This is a genomic window from Pseudomonas sp. 2hn (assembly GCF_019646095.1).
Taxonomy (GTDB): Bacteria; Pseudomonadota; Gammaproteobacteria; order Pseudomonadales; family Pseudomonadaceae; genus Aquipseudomonas; species Aquipseudomonas peradeniyensis.
Genome location: NZ_CP081016.1, coordinates 2,692,814 through 2,710,795 on the forward strand (window position 1 = coordinate 2,692,814; position 17,982 = coordinate 2,710,795).

Below are 17,982 nucleotides of genomic sequence, written 5' to 3' on the forward strand. Positions count from 1 at the left end.
GCAGCCCTCCCGGCGATCTTGACTTGAACAGGACACTCAAATGAACAACCGATTCCAAGGCAAAGTCGCCCTGGTCACCGGCGCCGCCCAAGGCATCGGCCGCGCCGTGTGCTGGCGGCTCAAGGCCGAGGGCGCGCAGGTGGTGGCGGTGGACCGCTCCGAGCTGGTCCACGAACTGGCGGGCGAGGGCGTGCTGACCCTCACCGCCGACCTCGAACGGCATGCCGACTGCGCTCAGGTCATGGCCCGCGCCGTCGAGACCTTCGGCCGCCTCGACATCCTGGTCAACAACGTCGGCGGCACGATCTGGGCCAAGCCCTTCGAGCACTACCAGGTCGAACAGATCGAGGCCGAGGTACGCCGCTCGCTGTTCCCCACCCTGTGGTGCTGCCACGCCGCGCTGCCGTACATGCTCGAACGCGGCAGCGGCGCCATCGTCAACGTCTCTTCCATCGCCACCCGCGGCGTCAACCGCGTGCCCTACGGCGCGGCCAAGGGCGGCGTCAACGCGCTCACCGCGTGCCTGGCCTTCGAGACCGCCGGGCGCGGTATTCGGGTCAACGCCACCGCCCCCGGCGGCACCGAGGCGCCACCACGACGCATCCCCCGCAACGAGGCCGAGCAGAGCGCCCAGGAGCGGGCCTGGTACCAGCAGATCGTCGACCAGACCCTGTCCAGCAGCCTGATGAAGCGCTACGGCAGCCTCGACGAGCAGGTCGGCGCGATCCTCTTCCTGGCTTCTGACGAGGCCTCGTACATCACCGGCGTGACCCTGCCGGTGGGCGGTGGCGACCTCGGCTGAAGGCCGCCCCGGCAAGGTTTCTCTGCACACAACAAGAACAACGGAGACAGATGCCATGCGAACACTCGACGTCCACGCGATCATCGCCAATGCCCGCTTCACCCCCTTCCACTGGATGGTCATGGCCTGGTGCGGCCTGCTGCTGATCTTCGACGGCTACGACCTGTTCATCTACGGCGTGGTGCTGCCGGTGATCATGCAGGAATGGGCGCTGACTCCGCTACAGGCCGGCGCCCTGGGCAGCTACGCGCTGTTCGGCATGATGTTCGGCGCCCTGGCGTTCGGCAGCCTGGCCGACCGCATCGGGCGCAAGAAGGGCATCGCCCTGTGCTTCGCGCTGTTCTCGGGGGCGACCATCCTCAACGGCTTCGCCAGCAGCCCCAGCGAGTTCGGCCTCTATCGCTTTTTTGCAGGACTCGGCTGCGGCGGACTGATGCCCAACGCCGTGGCGCTGATGAACGAGTACGCGCCCAAGCGCCTGCGCAGCACCCTGGTGGCGATCATGTTCAGCGGCTACTCGCTGGGCGGCATGCTCTCGGCGGGTATCGGCATTTTCCTGCTGCCGCGTTTCGGCTGGGAATCGATGTTCTTCGCCGCTGCCGTGCCGCTGCTGTTCCTTCCGGTGATCCTGTTCTACCTGCCGGAGTCCATCGGCTTCCTGGTGCGCAAGGGCCGTACCGAAGAGGCTCGCAGTCTGCTCAAGCGCCTCGACCCGACATGCGATGTCACCGAGCGCGACACACTGGTCGTGGGAGCGGGCTTGCCCCGCGAAGCTGGCAACGCCTCATCTGTACTCGAACTGTTCCGCAACGGCCTGGCCATCCGCACCCTGGCCCTGTGGCTGGCGTTCTTCTGCTGCCTGCTGATGGTCTACGCCCTCAGCTCCTGGCTGCCCAAGCTGATGGCCAGCGCCGGCTACAGCCTCGGCTCGAGCCTTTCGTTCCTGCTGGCGCTGAACTTCGGCGGCATGGCCGGGGCGATTCTCGGCGGCTGGCTGGGCGACCGTTACAACCTGGTCAAGGTCAAGGTGGCGTTCTTCCTCGCCGCCGCGCTGTCGATCAGCCTGCTGGGGGTAAACAGCCCGATGCCGGTGCTGTACCTGCTGATCTTCATCGCCGGCGCCACCACCATCGGCACGCAGATCCTGCTGTATGCCGGGGCCGCCCAGCTGTATGGCCTCTCGGTGCGCGCCACGGGCCTGGGCTGGGCCTCCGGCATCGGCCGCAACGGCGCCATCGTCGGGCCGCTGCTGGGCGGCGCGCTGATGGGCATCAACCTGCCGCTGCAACTGAACTTCATCGCCTTCGCCATCCCCGGCGCCGTCGCCGCGCTGGCCATGGCCGTGCACCTGGCCAGCGGCCGGCGCCACGCCCTGGCCGTAGCGGCCTGAACTCCCACCCTGACTGAACTGGAGCCTGCATGACACGCCCAACCATCGACCGGCTGGAGACGCTCATCGTCGACCTGCCGACCATTCGCCCGCACAAGCTGGCCATGCACACGATGCAGCGTCAGACCCTGGTGATCCTGCGCCTGCGTTGCAGCGACGGCGTGGAAGGCATCGGCGAGGCCACCACCATCGGCGGCCTGGCCTACGGCTACGAAAGCCCCGAGGGCATCAAGGCCAATATCGACGCGCACCTGGCGCCGGCACTGATCGGCCTGCCCGCGGGCAACATCAACGCCGCCATGCTCAGGCTGGACACGCTCGCCAAGGGCAACACCTTCGCCAAGTCGGCGATCGAGAGCGCCTTGCTCGACGCCCAGGGCAAGCGCCTGGGGCTGCCGGTCAGCGAACTGCTCGGCGGGCGGGTACGCGACAGCCTGGAGGTGGCCTGGACCCTGGCCAGCGGCGACACCGCCCGGGATATCGCCGAAGCCGAGCACATGCTGGAGATCCGGCGTCACCGGCTGTTCAAGCTGAAGATCGGCGCCAATCCGCTGGAGCAAGATCTCAGGCACGTGCTGGCGATCAAGCGCGAACTGGGCGAGCGCGCCAGTGTGCGGGTCGACGTCAACCAGTACTGGGACGAGTCCCAGGCGATCCGCGCCTGCCAGGTGCTGGGCGACAACGGCATCGACCTGGTCGAGCAGCCGATCTCGCGCATCAACCGGGGCGGCCAGGTGCGCCTGAACCAGCGCAGCCCGGCGCCGATCATGGCCGACGAGTCCATCGAGAGCGTGGAGGACGCCTTCAGCCTGGCCGCCGAGGGCGCGGCGAGTGTCTTCGCCCTGAAGATCGCCAAGAACGGCGGCCCCCGCGCCATGCTGCGCACCGCGCAGATCGCCGAGGCCGCCGGCATCGCCCTGTATGGCGGGACCATGCTCGAAGGGGCGGTGGGCACCCTGGCCTCGGCCCATGCCTTCCTCACCCTGCGCCAGCTGACCTGGGGCACCGAGCTGTTCGGCCCGTTGCTGCTGACCGAGGACATCGTCCGCGAAGCACCGGTCTACCGCGATTTCCACCTGCACGTTCCGGCCACCCCCGGCCTGGGCCTGACCCTGGATGAGGCGCAGCTGTCGCGCTTCGCCCGCCGCTGAGACAAGGAGAGACACCATGCTGTTCCACGTGAAGATGACCGTGAAACTGCCGGCCGACATGGACCCGGCCAAGGCCGCGCAACTGATGGCTGATGAAAAGGAACTGGCCCAGCGCCTGCAGCGCGAGGGCACCTGGCGCCACCTGTGGCGCATCGCCGGCCACTACGCCAACTACAGCGTGTTCGACGTGCCCAGCGTCGAGGCGCTGCACGACACCCTGCTGCAACTGCCGCTGTTCCCCTACATGGACATCGAGGTCGCTGGCCTGTGCCGCCACCCCTCGTCGATCCATGCCGACGACCGCTGAACTCCACAAGACAAGAACAACCAGAGGTACCTGATCATGACCGTGAAGATTTCCCATACCCCTGAAGTGCAGCAGTTCTTTGAAGAGGCCGCGGGCCTGCAAAACGACAACGGCAGTCCGCGCCTCAAGCGTATCGTCCAGCGGGTGTTGCAGGACGCCGCGCGCCTGATCGAAGACCTGGAGATCAGCGAGGACGAGTTCTGGTACGCCGTCGATTACCTCAACCGCCTGGGCGGGCGCGGCGAGGCCGGGCTGTTGGTGGCGGGGTTGGGTCTGGAGCACTTCCTCGACCTGCTGCAGGACGCCAAGGATGCCCGGGCCGGCCTGGCCGGTGGCACCCCGCGTACCATCGAAGGCCCGCTGTATGTGGCGGGCGCGCCGATCACCGAGGCCGAGGCGCGCATGGACGATGGCAGCGAGGAGGGCGTGGCCACGGTGATGTTCCTCGAGGGGCAGGTATTCGGCCCCCAGGGCCAGCCGCTGGCCGGCGCCACGGTCGACCTGTGGCACGCCAACACCCGGGGCACCTACTCGTTCTTCGACCAGAGCCAGTCCGCCTACAACCTGCGTCGGCGCATCATCACCGACGCCGATGGCCGCTACCGTGCCCGCTCGATCGTGCCGTCGGGCTACGGCTGCGACCCACAGGGGCCGACCCAGGAATGCCTGGACCGGCTTGGCCGCCACGGCCAGCGCCCGGCGCACATCCACTTCTTCATCTCTGCACAGGGGCATCGCCACCTGACCACCCAGATCAACCTCGCCGGCGACCGCTACCTGTGGGACGACTTCGCCTATGCCACCCGTGAAGGGCTCGTGGGCGAGGTGGTGTTCCGCGAAAGTGGGCAGGGGCGGGTTGCCGAACTGACCTTCGACTTCCAGTTGCAGCAGGCGCAGGACAGCGAGGCCGAGCAGCGCAGCGCAAGGCCACGGGCCTTGCAGCAGGCCTGAGGGCCTTATCGCGGGGCAAGTCCGCTCCCACAGCTCAAAACGTGGCCCTTTGGTTTGCCAAGGGCCGCGTGGGAGCGAGCTTGCCCCGCGATCGAAGGCGCAGCCTTCGCCATGCCCAGGAGGAGGGCATACCAGCGTTTCACCCCCGTTCCAGCGCTTCATCACATAACAACAAGATCAGAGAGCTTCGGAATGAACCACACCCCTTGCGTCGTCCTGGGCCTGACCCTGCTCAGCCCCTCCCTGCTGGCCGCCGAAGGCGGCTTCCTCGAAGACGCCAAAGCCAGCCTCGGCGCGCGCAACTACTATTTCAGCCGCGACTACGGCGACATCGTCGGCGCCAACCGGCAGTCCCGGGCCGAAGAGTGGGCCCAGGGCTTCATCCTCGACTTCAAGTCCGGCTATACCCCCGGCTCCGTCGGTTTCGGCGTGGATGCCCTGGGCCTGCTGGGCATCCGCCTGGACAGCAGCCCCGAGCGGGTCAACACCGGGCTGCTGCCGGTACACGGCGATGGCCGCGCCGCAGGCGAGTACAGCCGCCTGGCACCGACCTTCAAGGCGCGTTGGTCGAAAAGCGAGCTGCGCCTGGGCGAGCTGCAACCCAACCTGCCGGTCCTCACCTTCAGCGATATTCGCCTGCTGCCGCCGACCTACCAGGGCATCAGCCTCAGTTCCGCCGAGCTGGAGGGCCTGACGGTGCAGGCCGGCCACTTGAGCAGCACGCACCTGCGTAACGAGGGTGGCGATGACAGGATGAGCGCCATGCTCGGCCATGTGCCGATGCGCCAGGCACAAAGCGACGCCTTCGACTATGTGGGCGGCGACTACGGGTTCAATGCCGGCCAAAGCAGTGCAAGCCTGTGGTACGGGCAATTGCAGGATATCTACCGGCAGGGTTTTGTGGGTCTCAAGCACAGCAAGCCCGTGGGCGACTGGGTGCTCAGCGCCAATCTCGGCTACTTCAGCGCCCGCGAAGCGGGCGACGCGCTGCTGGGGCGGATCGACAACCAGGCATTCTTCTCGCTGCTGACCGCCCGGCGCGGCGGGCACGGCTTTCATATTGGCTATCAGGGCATCTACGGCGATAGCCCGTTTCCCCGGGTGTTTGCCAACATCTCGCCGCTGGGCAACGAAGTACCGACCTACGAGTTCGCCTACACCGACGAGCGCTCCTGGCAGCTGCGCTACGACTATAACTTCGCCGCCCTGGGCATCCCCGGGTTGACCGCGACGGTGCGCTACATCAGCGGCGACAATGTCGATACCGGGCAGGGCTTCGAGGGCCGGGATCGCGAGCGCGACATCGACCTGGGCTACGCCGTGCAGAGCGGGGTGCTCAAGGGGCTGGGAATTCGCGTGAGAAACGCGATGGCGCGCTCGAACTATCGCAGCGATATCGACGAGAATCGCCTGATCCTGGTGTACACCTGGCAGCTATTCTGACAATACGCTGGCAAGACGGCGATGCACCTGCCCAAGCCAATCTATTGGGGTGAGCCAAACAACCCTGTCCAGTAGATCCCGGCATCGCTCTTCGGATCCACCGCATACGCCGCCCCCAGCTCGCGGAAGTCCGGGTTCATCAGCGTGGCGCAGTGCCCTGGGCTTGCCAGCCAGCCATCGACCACCTTGCGCGCGGTGTCGCGTCCGGCGGCGATGTTTTCGCCGATCTGCCGGTACAGGTAGCCGGCCAGCTCCGCCCGGTCGCCCGGGGTGCGGCTATCGCGGTCGATATGGTCGAAGAAGTTCTGGTTGGCCATGGCCCGGGTGTGGTTGGCGGCGACGCCCGCCAGGGTCGTGTTCCAGGCCAGCGCCGGGGCGGCGGGGTAGGGCTGGCCGCCGCACTGGCGGGGCAGCTTGCGCGCGGCGTTGATCTCCTGCAGCAGCTTCTGCCCTTCGGCCTGCCAGTCGCCCAGGCGGGCGCTGAGCAGCGGCCGGGCCAGGACGATGCGCCAGTCGCGGCCCTCCTGGCTGACGCCGATGTCGACGAACTGCGGGTCGAGCACCACCTGGCAGAAGCTCTCCTCGACAGCCTTCATCGCCGCCTGGGCGTCCCGCGGGCCGGACAGGCTGATGGCCTGGACGTTGACCATCGGGTATGCGGCGCGGGTCATGGCCTGCTGCAGGTCGCGGGTGCCTTCGGGCGACAGCGCCAGGCGGGTGTCGCTGTTGAGCGGTGGCAGCTCCAGCGAGGCTTCGCCGCCACAGCGCTGGGCCTGGCTGCGGTAGACGTTGATCGTATCGATCAGTTGCGCCTCTTCACCGGTGAAGGCCTGGGCGCTGGTCGCGCAAAGCAGGCCCAGCGTCAGGCCGAGGAGGCAGGCAACGGATGGGACGCGCATGTGGATCTCCCTGTAACTGGCAGCGTCTGGATCTGCGCTGCCCATCCTACACAAGCGCAAGGCTTTTGGCCCGGCCCTGTGCAGTGTGAAAAAGCGAGCCTTGGCAATCGATTGCACTGGCAAAAGAGGGAATAGACCGCTGGTCGACGAAAAAGTGCGATCGTGGTTGACGCGCGCTACCGCTTAAAGCTGCGTGAGAAGGTCGTGACCTTGTGAGTCAACGTGGAGAACCTGACCGACAAGGCTGCTGGGCCTCGGCCAATGGCGGGTAACTGAGCCAGGGTGGCCCGAGGCTGGTGAAGTTTCGGGGCCTGTGAATTTCTGACGTTTGTGCGGGCTGTGTGGGCCCGCATCGCCGGCAAGCCGGCTCCTACAGGGAATGCATTGATCTGTGGGAGCCGGCTTGCCGGCGATGTGGCGCGTCAGCGGCGCCATTTTGATTTGCAGGTAAAGCGGCGTGACCTACCAGAGCGCCACCGCCGCCGCCCCGACCACCCGGCCGAACACCGCCAGCGCCGTGTCCACGTCCGCCTCGCTGGTGTAGCGCCCGAGGCTCAGGCGCACGCTGTTGCGCGCCTGGCGCTCGTCGAGGCCGAGGGCCAGCAGCACGTGGGACGCGGCGTTGCTCGCCGAATTGCAGGCCGAGGTGGTGGACAGCGCCAGCTCGCCGGCAAGCGCTAGGCTGTTGAACCCCTTGGCGTCGATGCACAGGTTGAGGGTGTGGGGAATGCGCTGTACCGGGCAGCCGTTGAGGGTGACCCCGGGCAGGGCCAGCAGGCCGTCGCGCAAGCGTCGGGCGAGCTGTTCCAGGCGCTGGTACTCCGTCTCACCGGGCTGGCCGGCCAGGTCGAAGGCGCTACCCATGCCGACGATCTGGTGGGTGGCCAGGGTGCCGGAGCGCAGGCCGCGCTCATGGCCGCCGCCGTGCATCTGCGCACGCATGGCCGGGCGGGCGCGGGGGCCGACGTAGAGGGCGCCGATGCCCTTGGGGCCGTAGACCTTGTGTGCCGAGAACGACATCAGGTCGACGGCCTGGTGCGCCAGGTCGATGCGGACTTTACCCACCGCCTGCGCCGCGTCCACATGCAACAGGGCGCCATGGTCGCGGACCAGCTCGCCGATGCGGGCGAAGTCGGTCACGGTGCCCAGTTCGTTGTTCACCGCCATCAGCGACACCAGGCGCGTGTCCGGGCGCAGCGCGGCCTGCACGGCCTCGGCTTGGATCAGGCCATGGGCGTCCGGCGTCAGGCGGGTCACCGTCCAACCCTGGCGCTCCAGTTCGGTGGCGGTGTCGAGAATGGCCTTGTGTTCGAGCTGGCTGGTCAGCAGGTGCCCCGGTTCTGCGAAGCCCTGGGCGATGCCCTTGAGTGCCAGGTTGTTGGATTCGGTGGCGCCGGAGGTCCAGACCAGATCGTCTGGCTGGGCGCCGACCTGCTCGGCCACCTGGCGGCGGGCCTGTTCGACGGCCTCGCGGGCGGCCTGGCCATGGAAGTGGCCGCTGGAAGCGGGATTGCCGAAGTTGGTTTCGCGGCCCAGGCAGGTGAGCATGGCGGCAATGACTCGGTCATCGACCGGAGTGGTGGCGGCGTAATCGAAGTAGAGCGGGGTGCTGGGCATGATCGCGGGCGGGTCCGTGCGTGGACGCCGCCTGTCGGCATCCATGGACATCATCCTAGGCAATTGCCGATATGAATGTTTTTTCTTTTTCCCATGCCAGGGCGATATTCGAAAAAGATTCTATTATTTTTTGCTATGTATTTAGAATTTTTTTTCTTGACTGGATCAGAGCCATTGCCACGGTGCCTGCTTGGTGATCATCACCAGCACGATCAGGAACATACCGGCAAACCCCGCGACCCCCATCCACAGCCAGGGGCGGTACAACCGCTGATAGTCCTCACCCAGCGCGGTGCCATGCTCGACGGCCTGGGTTGCGAGGCGCTGCATGCGTGTCTGCAACAGCAGCACCGGCAGCCACAGGGCGCCCACCATGAAGAAGATCAGCAGCGCGCCCTGCAGCCAGCCCGTGGACCACGGCATGCCGGTCATGCTGACCATGGCATAGCCGGTCAGCAGTTGCAGCACCCCGGCGGGCGTGGTGATCCAGGCATCGAAGCGCACCACCATCCTGGCCACGGCGGCGATCACCCGTGGGTCGTGGCTGCGGTTCGCGGCGATCAGGTACAGGTACGAGCCCATGCCGAAACCGAACAGGAACACCGCGGCGATCACATGCAGGTACTTGAGCAGCAGGTAGCTCATCTCAGCCTCGCCCGTGCTGGAAGCTGACGCTGTAGCGCACCTTGTCCGGCTCGCCGATGGCCGCCAGGTACTGCTCGACACTGATCTCGCCGACGCAGGGGCGGGCGCCCGGGGCCGGGGTGTAGCCCTCGATCACCCTGGCCATCAGCGCCACCGCCGCGCAGCTGGGGATCTCCGGGCCCTTGTCGTCACTGGCGCTGACCTGGGCCTGCAGGCGCAGCGGCTGGCCCTGCAGGTCCAGGCCGCGGACATCCAGGTACATCGCACTCATGCCATCGCCAAAGCGCTCGAAATGGCCGCCCAGGCGATGCAGGCGCCGCGCCCAGGGCAGCGGGTCGCGCACCAGGCCGTGCTTGACCAGCAACGCCAGCGCGGCATTGGCCAGGCCGCCGGCCATGAGCCCGGAGCCTGCCTTGAATGCAAGGTCACGGGCGCCGTAGCGCTCGGCGAAGATGTCCATGTCCGGCACATCGACGTTGTTCAACAGGCGCCAGCCCAGGCCGGGCAGGTGACGCAGCTGCAGGCCGAGCCAGCCGTCCACGGCGTGCGGGCGCCCGTCGCGCCACTGGCGGATCGGCCGGCCAGCGTAGGCCAGCACGCCTTCGATGGTGGACAGGCCGGGCATCTTCGCCGAGGAGGAAATACCGTGCTCGATGCGCTCGATGCGGCTGAAGTGATGGCGCTGCTCGTCGAGGATCGCCGACGACAGGCTGGGCACTGAGCTGCAGCCGCTGAGCAGCGCGACATTTGCTTCTCGGGCGCGGGCGTCCAGGCGCTCGATGCCGTTGACGAACACCCGGCAGTCGGAGAGGTCGCAATAGTTGGCGCCCGCCTCGATGCAGGCCTCGGCCACGCTGTAGGGCTGGCCCTGGAAGGGGCCGCCGGTGTGGATCACCCAGTCGATGCGCAGCGCGCGCAGGGCGTCGGCAAAACCGGGAGCCATGGCGTCGCCGCACCAGCGTTCGCTGCCACTAAGCTGTGTGGCCAGTTGGGCAAGGCTGTTGGCGTTACGGCCGGCGATCACCAGTTGCACGGCGGGCATCTGCTGCAGGTGGCGGCAGATGATCCGGCCGAAGTTGCCGTAGGCGCCGATCACCAGGATTCTGCGAGACATGCGGGGGTCCTTTTGCATGTGTCTGGAAGGAAAGGCTGATTCACATCTCCCTGTAGGAGCGGCCTTGCGCCGCGAAAGGGCCGCAGAGCGGCCCCAGCGATCTTTGCATCAATATTGAGATCCTGGTGCTGCTACGCAGCCCTTTCGCGGCGCAAGGCCGCTCCTACACAGAGGGGCAACGCAGGGCTGGATTCAGCCCTCGTAGCCCAGGTTCGGCGCCAGCCAGCGCTCGCTGACGCTGATGTCCTGGCCCTTGCGGGCGCTGTACTGCTCGATCTGGTCCTTGTCCACCTTGCCCACGGCGAAGTACTGCGCCTGCGGGTGGGCGAAGTACCAGCCGCTGACTGCCGCAGCCGGGAACATGGCGAAGTGCTCGGTAAGGAACACGCCGCTCGGACCGGTCTCGCCGATGGCGGTGCCGTCGAGCAGGCGGAACAGGGTTTCCTTCTCGGTGTGGTCCGGGCAGGCCGGGTAGCCAGGTGCCGGGCGAATGCCGCTGTACTGCTCCTTGATCAGCGCCTCGTTGTCCAGGTGCTCGTCCTTGGCATAGCCCCAGTGCTCTTTGCGCACTTGCTCGTGCAGCCACTCGGCGCAGGCTTCGGCAAGGCGGTCGGCCAGGGCCTTGACCATGATCGAGCTGTAGTCGTCGCCCTTGTCCTGGTAGGCCTTGGCCACTTCCTCGGCGCCGATGCCGGCGGTGGTGATGAAGCCACCGACATAGTCGGTCACGCCGCTGTCCTTCGGCGCGACGAAGTCGGCCAGCGACCAGTTCGGCTTGCCGTCGGGCTTGATGGTCTGCTGGCGCAAGTGGTGCAGGGTGGCCAGGGTTTCACCGTTGTCGCCGTACACCTCGATGTCGTCGTGTTCGACCTGGTTGGCCGGCCAGAAGCCGAACACCGCGCGGGCGCTGATCAGCTTTTCGTCGATCAGCTTGTCGAGCATCTCGCGGGCGTCCTTGTACAGCGCCGTGGCGGCCTCGCCGACCACATCGTCGGTGAGGATGCGCGGGAACTTGCCGGCCAGGTCCCAGGAGATGAAGAACGGCGTCCAGTCGATGTACTCGGCCAGGGTGCGCAGGTCGATGTCTTCCAGCACCTTGACGCCGGTGAAGGCGGGCACCGCGGCCTGGTAGGCGGCCCAGTCGTACTGCGGCTTGGCGGCGATGGCCTGGGCGTAGCTCAGGCGCTCGGTGCGGGCGCTGCGGTTGGCGGTGCGCTCGCGCACCTCGACGTATTCCTGGCGGGTCTTCTCGACGAAGCCGCTCTTGAGTTCCTTGGACAGCAGCTGGGTGGCCACGCCCACCGCGCGCGAGGCGTCGGTGACATAAACCACGGCGTCATTGGAGTACTTCGGCTCGATCTTCACCGCCGTGTGCGCCTTGGAGGTGGTGGCGCCGCCGATCATCAGCGGCAGGTGGAAGTCCTGGCGCTGCATCTCGCGGGCGACGTGAACCATTTCGTCCAGCGACGGGGTGATCAGGCCGGACAGGCCGATGATGTCGCATTTCTGCTCGCGGGCGGTCTGCAGGATCTTCTCGGCCGGGACCATCACACCCATGTCGACGATGTCATAGCCGTTGCAACCGAGCACCACGCCGACGATGTTCTTGCCGATGTCGTGCACGTCGCCCTTGACCGTGGCCATGAGGATCTTGCCCTTGGCCTCGGGCTTGTCGCCTTTCTCGGCCTCGATGAACGGGATCAGGTGGGCCACGGCCTGTTTCATCACGCGGGCGGATTTCACCACCTGCGGCAGGAACATCTTGCCGGCGCCGAACAGGTCGCCGACCACGTTCATGCCGCTCATCAGCGGGCCTTCGATGACTTCGATCGGGCGCGCCGACTGCTGGCGGCACTCTTCGGTGTCTTCGACGATGTAGGCGGTGATGCCCTTGACCAGCGCATGCTCGAGGCGCTTGTCCACCGGCATCGAGCGCCATTCTTCGTTCTCGACTTCCTTGGTGGCGCCGCCGCCCTTGTAGTCGTCGGCAATCGCCAGCAGGGCGTCGGTGCCGTGCGGGGTGCGGTTGAGCACCACGTCCTCGACCTTCTCGCGCAGGGCCGCCGGGATCTCATCGTAGATCTCCAACTGGCCGGCGTTGACGATACCCATGGTCAGGCCGTTCTGGATCGCGTGGTAGAGGAATACCGAGTGGATCGCCTCGCGCACCGGGTTGTTGCCGCGGAACGAGAACGACACGTTGGACACGCCGCCCGAGCTCAGGGCGTAGGGCAGGTGGTCACGGATGTAGGCGCAGGCTTCGATGAAGTCGACGGCGTAGTTGTTGTGCTCTTCGATCCCGGTGGCGACGGCGAAGATGTTCGGGTCGAAGATGATGTCTTCCGGCGGGAAGCCCACCTCGTTGACCAGGATGTCGTAGCTGCGCTGGCAGATCTCGCGCTTGCGCGCCGCGGTGTCGGCCTGGCCGACCTCGTCGAAGGCCATCACCACCACGGCGGCGCCGTAGCGCTTGCACAGGCGGGCGTGGTGCTTGAACTGCTCGACGCCTTCCTTCATCGAGATCGAGTTGACGATGCCCTTGCCCTGGATGCACTTGAGGCCCGCCTCGATCACCTCCCACTTGGAGGAGTCGATCATGATCGGCACCCGGGAGATGTCCGGCTCGCCGGCGATCAGGTTGAGGAAGCGGACCATGGCGGCCTGGGAGTCGAGCATCCCTTCGTCCATGTTGATGTCGATCACCTGGGCGCCGGCCTCGACCTGCTGCAGGGCGACTTCCAGGGCCTCGGTGTAGTTCTCCTCGCGGATCAGCCGGGCGAACTTGGCGGAACCGGTGATGTTGGTACGCTCGCCGACGTTGACGAACAGCGACTGGCGATCGATGGTGAACGGCTCCAGGCCCGACAGGCGGCAGGCCTTGGGGATGTCCGGAATCGCACGCGGCTTGTACTTGGCGACCGCCTCGGCGATGGCCTGGATGTGCGGCGGGGTGGTGCCGCAGCAGCCGCCGATGATGTTGAGGAAGCCGCTGGCGGCGAACTCCTCGACCACCGCGGCCATCTCCGCCGGGGTCTCGTCGTACTCGCCGAAGGCGTTGGGCAGGCCGGCGTTGGGGTGGGCGGACACATGGGTGTCGGCCTTGGTCGCCAGTTCTTCCAGGTACGGGCGCAGGTCCTTGGCGCCGAGGGCGCAGTTCAGGCCGACGGAGATCGGCTTGGCGTGGCGCACCGAGTTCCAGAAGGCTTCGGTGGTCTGGCCCGACAGGGTGCGGCCGGAGGCGTCGGTGATGGTGCCGGAAATCATGATCGGCAGTTCGACGTCGTCCTCTTCGAACACCTGCTGCACGGCGAAGATCGCCGCCTTGGCGTTGAGGGTGTCGAAGATGGTCTCGATCAGGATCAGGTCGGCGCCGCCCTCGATCAGGCCACGGGTGGCCTCGATGTAGTTCTCCACCAGTTCGTCGAAGGTGACGTTGCGATAGCCCGGGTCGTTGACGTCGGGGGAGATCGAGCAGGTGCGGCTGGTCGGGCCGAGCACGCCGGCGACGAAGCGCGGCTTGTCCGGGGTCTCGAGGGTCTTGGCGTCGGCCACCTGGCGGGCGACGCGCGCGCCCTCGACGTTGAGCTCGTACACCAGCGCCTCCATGCCGTAGTCGGCCTGGGAAATCTGCGTGGCGTTGAAGGTGTTGGTCTCGAGGATATCGGCGCCGGCGTCCAGGTAGGCTTTCTCGATCGCGGCGATGACATCCGGGCGGCTGAGCAGCAGCAGATCGTTGTTGCCTTTGACATCGCTTGGCCAATCGGCGAAGCGCGTGCCACGATAGTCGTGTTCCTCGAGGCGGTAACTCTGGATCATAGTACCCATGCCGCCGTCGAGGATCAGGATGCGCTCTTTGAGTGCTTTCTGGAGTGCTTGGTAACGAGCGCTGCGGTCGGACATAGGAACTACCTGGTCGGGCGAATATCAGAAGGTGCCGAATAATAACAAAGCTGCACGGATTTTAGGCGTACCGCCGATTTTCATGAATTTCCTTCATGTTGATGCGGCGCCCCCAACACCTCAGGACCCGCCAGGCACATCGTGATGGCTTCAAGTAACCAGGACATTCGGCACATGCTGCATCGCATATTTGCCAGCGCCTTCGCCTTGCTCATCAGTGGCGCGGCGTTCGGGCAGGCCCCCCAAGCGAGCCCGACGATTTCATACACCCGGGATATCCAACCGATCTTCACCGAGAAGTGCGTGGCCTGCCACGCCTGCAACGACGCCGCCTGCCAGCTCAACCTGGGCAGCGCCGAGGGCGCCGAGCGCGGTGCTTCCAAGGTGCCGGTCTACCAGGGCGAGCGCAGCCAGGCGGTGCCCACCACGCGGCTGTTCTACGATGCCCGCGACGAAGCCGGCTGGCGCAAGCAGGGCTTCTACTCGGTGCTGGACAAGCAGGGCAGCCAGGCGGCGCTGATGGCGCGCATGCTCGAGCTGGGCCACAAGACCCCGCTCACGCCCAATGCCAAGCTGCCCGAAGAGATCGTCCTGGGGCTCAACCGCAACAACATGTGCCCTTTGCCCCACGAGTTCGACGCCTACGCCGGCGCCCACCCCAAAGAGGGCATGCCGCTGGCGGTCACCGGCCTGACCGACCAGGAGTACCAGACCCTGCAGCGTTGGTTGGCCGCAGGCGCTCCGGTCGAGAAGACACCGATCCAGCCCAGCGCGGCAGAGGCCAAGCAGATCGCCGACTGGGAAGAGCTGCTCAATCGCCCGGGTTCGACCGAGGCGCTGGTCGGCCGTTGGCTGTACGAGCACTTGTTCCTGGCGCACATCCACTTCGTCGGCGGCGAGCCGGGTCACTTCTTCCAGTGGGTGCGTTCGCGCACGCCAAGTGGCCAGCCGGTGGACCTGATCGCCACCCGCCGTCCCAACGACCCGCCGGGCACCGATTTCTACTACCGGCTGATGCCGGTGCAGGGCGTGATCGTCCACAAGACCCACATCACCTACCCGATGGGGCCGCAGAAGCTCAAGCGGGTCAAGCAGCTGTTCTACAGCGGCGACTGGCATGCCTCGTCGCTGCCCGGCTACGGTCCGCGCCACCGCGCCAACCCGTTCGAGACCTTCGAGGCGATCCCGGCGGTGGCCCGCTACCAGTTCATGCTGGACAACGCCGAGTACTTCGTCCGCACCTTCATTCGCGGCCCGGTATGCCGCGGACAGATTGCCACCGACGTGATCCGTGACAACTTCTGGGCGCTGTTCCAGGAGCCGGCCCACGACCTGTACATCACCGACGCCCAGTACCGGGGCGAGGCCACGCCGCTGCTGGCCATGCCCGGGCAGATCGACGACGTCGGCAGCGTGCTGAGCCTGTGGCACGCCTACCGTGACAAGCGCAACGAGTACGAGGCGCTGCGCCGCGAGGCCTATGCCGAGCAACCGGCGCCGAGCTGGTCGACCCTGTGGGCCGGCAACGACAACGCGCTGCTGAGCATCTTCCGTCACTTCGACAGCGCCTCGGTGACCAAGGGCCTGATCGGTGATGTGCCGCTGACGATGTGGCTGTTCGACTACCCGCTGTTCGAGCGCACCTACTACCAGCTGGCGGTGAACTTCGATGTGTTCGGCAACGTTTCTCACCAGTTGCAGACACGCCTGTACTTCGACCTGATCCGCAATGGCGCCGAGGTCAACTTCCTGCGCCTGATGCCGGCCGGCAAGCGTAGCGAGATCCTCGGCAACTGGTACCAGAACAGTGGCAAGGTGAAGATGTGGATGGACTACGAGGACATCGACACCAGCACGCCGAGCGCGCTGAAGCTGGACAAGCACGACCCCAAGCGTGACTTCGGCCTGCAGCTGCTGCAGCGCACCGGCAGCCTGAACGTGGCGCCCGACCCGATCAACCGCTGCCAGGGCGCCTATTGCTCGCGACCCGGCCTGTCTCAGGAGTTCCGCGACGTCGAGCAGTCGCTGAGCCGCCTGGTGTCGCGCCCGGCCGCGGGCCTGAAGGTGATCGGCCAGTTGCCCGAGGCGACCATGCTGCGCATCGAGGGGCAGGGCGGCCAGCGCCAGGTCTACAGCCTGCTGCGCAACCGCGCCCACAGCAACGTGGCGTTCCTGCTCGGCGAGGCCTACCGCTATCAGCCGGGGCTGGACACCCTGACCCTGGTCCCGGGCGTGCTCAGCAGCTACCCCAACTTCATCTTCAATATCCCGGCGGCCGATGTGCCGGAGTTCGTCGAGGACATGGAAGCGGCGCGGGACGACACGGCGAAGTTCGAACGCATCGTCATGCGCTGGGGCGTGCGTCGCAGCCATCCCGAGTTCTGGCGCTACTTCCATGACCTGAACAGCTACATCAAGCAGACCGAACCGGTGGAGGCGGGGGTGCTGGACATGAACCGCTACGAGAACCTCTGATCGGTTGGCCGGGACTTTCCAGGCCTGCTGCGGTCGGAATCGGTGAACAGGTCCTTGGGGCTGCCTTGCAGCCCTTCGCGGGTAAACCCGCTCCCACAGGGATAGTGCAGGCCTTGGGTTGAGCACAGTACCTGTGGGAGCGGGTTTACCCGCGAACGAGCGCAACGCGCTCGTAAGGGCCTCAACGCACCGGTCAACACAGGGTTTTTCATGCTGTATTCGCTTCAGGCACTTCGGGCATTCGCCGCCTGGGTGGTGGTCTGCCACCACTTCATGCAGATCTTCTTCGACTTCAACGCCACCGGCCCTATCGGCCAACTGCTCGCCGATCGCGGCGCGGTAGGGGTGGACATCTTCTTCGTCATCAGCGGCCTGGTGATCTACCTCTCGACCCGCGACAAGGACATCGCGCCCGCACAGTTCCTGCTCAACCGCGCTCTGCGCATCGTGCCCGCCTACTGGTTCTACACCCTGCTGATGGCCGCGCTGATGCTGGTCGCCAGCCGCTGGATGCCGCACCAGGTGTTCGAATGGCAGCACCTGCTGCTGTCGCTGTTGTTCATCCCGGCGGAAAACCCGGGCGGCTACGGCCTGTACCCGACCCTCAACGTCGGCTGGACGCTGAACTTCGAGATGTTCTTCTACCTGTTGTTCGGCCTGGCGTTCCTGGTGCGCCAGCGCCATCACCTGCTGCTGGTGACGGCGGCGCTGCTGCTGGTCAGCGAGGTGCTGGGCCGCCTCGGCGTGCTCAGCCGCTTCTACAGCAATGACATCGTCTACGAGTTTCTGCTGGGCATCGGACTGGGCGTGCTGTACCGCCGTGGGCTGATTCGCCAAGGCCTTTGGCTGCCGCTGGGGCTGCTGGGTGTGGCGGGGTATGCACTGTACCACCTGGACGCCTCGCAACGTCTGCTGCACTGGGGCCTGCCCAGCGCCCTGGTGGTGCTGGCGTTCATCGCCCTGGAGCCCTTCTTCAAGGGCAATCGGGTGCTCAAGGTGCTGGGCGATTGCTCCTATTCGGTCTACCTGGTGCATGTCCTGGTGCTGTACGGCGGCCTGTTCGCCAGTGAACGCCTGCGCTTGAACCCGTATCTGGTATTCGCCTTGTGCGTGCCGTCAATCGGACTAATGTCGTGGCTCAGCTACCACTGGCTGGAGCGTGGCCTGTACGGGCGGCTCAAGGCCGGACTCACGGGGCGTGGCGCCCGGGAGCCCGCCCTGGCGCTATCCCGAGTCAAATGCTAGGACTTTGTTCGAGGGCCGGGTTGGCGTACACTGCCGGCAAGTC

General features: G+C 66.3%; 13 protein-coding genes. 8 read left to right on the forward strand and 5 right to left on the reverse strand.

The genetic code is table 11. The annotated features are described in order from the left end of the window. Nucleotides 1–40 precede the first annotated feature (40 nt). The 6 genes from K2O50_RS12305 to K2O50_RS12330 all read left to right on the forward strand — a co-directional run bounded on the left by K2O50_RS12305 (nt 41) and on the right by K2O50_RS12330 (nt 6,044). On the forward strand, nt 41–802 hold the full coding sequence (locus tag K2O50_RS12305) for a 1,6-dihydroxycyclohexa-2,4-diene-1-carboxylate dehydrogenase (RefSeq protein ID WP_050705109.1): 762 nt from the start codon (nt 41–43) through the stop codon (nt 800–802). A gap of 55 nt (nt 803–857) precedes the next feature. Continuing rightward, nucleotides 858–2,192 carry an MFS transporter gene (locus K2O50_RS12310; RefSeq protein WP_050705110.1) on the forward strand — a complete coding sequence of 445 codons (1,335 nt, stop codon included), beginning with the start codon at nt 858–860 and terminating at the stop codon, nt 2,190–2,192. 29 nt (nt 2,193–2,221) lie between these two features. Beyond that, nucleotides 2,222–3,343 (forward strand): muconate cycloisomerase family protein, encoded by a 1,122-nt coding sequence (locus K2O50_RS12315; protein ID WP_050705111.1) that lies wholly within the window; start codon nt 2,222–2,224, stop codon nt 3,341–3,343. A 16-nt stretch (nt 3,344–3,359) separates the two neighbouring features. Further along, the gene (gene catC, locus K2O50_RS12320; RefSeq protein ID WP_050705112.1) at nt 3,360–3,650 is read left to right on the forward strand and encodes a muconolactone Delta-isomerase; all 291 of its coding nucleotides are present in this window, start codon (nt 3,360–3,362) and stop codon (nt 3,648–3,650) included. Between the two features lie 36 nt (nt 3,651–3,686). After that, nucleotides 3,687–4,601 (forward strand): catechol 1,2-dioxygenase, encoded by a 915-nt coding sequence (gene catA, locus K2O50_RS12325; RefSeq protein ID WP_050705113.1) that lies wholly within the window; start codon nt 3,687–3,689, stop codon nt 4,599–4,601. A gap of 192 nt (nt 4,602–4,793) precedes the next feature. Continuing rightward, nucleotides 4,794–6,044: an OprD family porin gene (locus K2O50_RS12330; RefSeq protein ID WP_050705114.1), complete on the forward strand. Its 1,251-nt coding sequence runs from the start codon at nt 4,794–4,796 to the stop codon at nt 6,042–6,044. A 41-nt stretch (nt 6,045–6,085) separates the two neighbouring features. Here K2O50_RS12330 and K2O50_RS12335 read toward each other — a convergent pair whose 3' ends face one another. From K2O50_RS12335 to metH, 5 genes are all read right to left on the reverse strand, one after another. Continuing rightward, nucleotides 6,086–6,943: a CAP domain-containing protein gene (locus tag K2O50_RS12335; protein ID WP_050705115.1), complete on the reverse strand. Its 858-nt coding sequence runs from the start codon at nt 6,941–6,943 to the stop codon at nt 6,086–6,088. A gap of 462 nt (nt 6,944–7,405) precedes the next feature. Continuing rightward, nucleotides 7,406–8,560 (reverse strand): cysteine desulfurase family protein, encoded by a 1,155-nt coding sequence (locus K2O50_RS12340; RefSeq protein WP_050705133.1) that lies wholly within the window; start codon nt 8,558–8,560, stop codon nt 7,406–7,408. 165 nt (nt 8,561–8,725) lie between these two features. Continuing rightward, nucleotides 8,726–9,205: a DUF2269 domain-containing protein gene (locus tag K2O50_RS12345; RefSeq protein WP_050705116.1), complete on the reverse strand. Its 480-nt coding sequence runs from the start codon at nt 9,203–9,205 to the stop codon at nt 8,726–8,728. A gap of 1 nt (nt 9,206) precedes the next feature. Then, nucleotides 9,207–10,319, reverse strand: a complete 1,113-nt coding sequence (locus tag K2O50_RS12350; protein ID WP_050705117.1) for a saccharopine dehydrogenase family protein — start codon at nt 10,317–10,319, stop codon at nt 9,207–9,209. A 192-nt stretch (nt 10,320–10,511) separates the two neighbouring features. After that, nucleotides 10,512–14,219, reverse strand: coding sequence for a methionine synthase (gene metH / locus K2O50_RS12355; protein WP_050705118.1), 3,708 nt, complete (start codon nt 14,217–14,219; stop codon nt 10,512–10,514). Nucleotides 14,220–14,393: 174 nt separating this feature from the next. Here metH and K2O50_RS12360 point away from each other — a divergent pair, with 174 nt between their 5' ends. Next, on the forward strand, nt 14,394–16,694 hold the full coding sequence (locus K2O50_RS12360; RefSeq protein WP_050705119.1) for a fatty acid cis/trans isomerase: 2,301 nt from the start codon (nt 14,394–14,396) through the stop codon (nt 16,692–16,694). 210 nt (nt 16,695–16,904) lie between these two features. Next, nucleotides 16,905–17,939, forward strand: a complete 1,035-nt coding sequence (locus K2O50_RS12365; protein ID WP_050705120.1) for an acyltransferase — start codon at nt 16,905–16,907, stop codon at nt 17,937–17,939. The last annotated feature ends 43 nt before the right edge of the window (nt 17,940–17,982 follow it).

Coding starts and splice junctions, on each gene's coding strand:
- K2O50_RS12305 (WP_050705109.1), top strand. CDS start 41: ATGAACAACCGATTCCAAGGCAAAGTCGCCCTGGTCACCGGCGCCGCC.
- K2O50_RS12310 (WP_050705110.1), top strand. CDS start 858: ATGCGAACACTCGACGTCCACGCGATCATCGCCAATGCCCGCTTCACC.
- K2O50_RS12315 (WP_050705111.1), top strand. CDS start 2,222: ATGACACGCCCAACCATCGACCGGCTGGAGACGCTCATCGTCGACCTG.
- catC (WP_050705112.1), top strand. CDS start 3,360: ATGCTGTTCCACGTGAAGATGACCGTGAAACTGCCGGCCGACATGGAC.
- catA (WP_050705113.1), top strand. CDS start 3,687: ATGACCGTGAAGATTTCCCATACCCCTGAAGTGCAGCAGTTCTTTGAA.
- K2O50_RS12330 (WP_050705114.1), top strand. CDS start 4,794: ATGAACCACACCCCTTGCGTCGTCCTGGGCCTGACCCTGCTCAGCCCC.
- K2O50_RS12335 (WP_050705115.1), bottom strand. CDS start 6,943: ATGCGCGTCCCATCCGTTGCCTGCCTCCTCGGCCTGACGCTGGGCCTG.
- K2O50_RS12340 (WP_050705133.1), bottom strand. CDS start 8,560: ATGCCCAGCACCCCGCTCTACTTCGATTACGCCGCCACCACTCCGGTC.
- K2O50_RS12345 (WP_050705116.1), bottom strand. CDS start 9,205: ATGAGCTACCTGCTGCTCAAGTACCTGCATGTGATCGCCGCGGTGTTC.
- K2O50_RS12350 (WP_050705117.1), bottom strand. CDS start 10,319: ATGTCTCGCAGAATCCTGGTGATCGGCGCCTACGGCAACTTCGGCCGG.
- metH (WP_050705118.1), bottom strand. CDS start 14,219: ATGTCCGACCGCAGCGCTCGTTACCAAGCACTCCAGAAAGCACTCAAA.
- K2O50_RS12360 (WP_050705119.1), top strand. CDS start 14,394: ATGCTGCATCGCATATTTGCCAGCGCCTTCGCCTTGCTCATCAGTGGC.
- K2O50_RS12365 (WP_050705120.1), top strand. CDS start 16,905: ATGCTGTATTCGCTTCAGGCACTTCGGGCATTCGCCGCCTGGGTGGTG.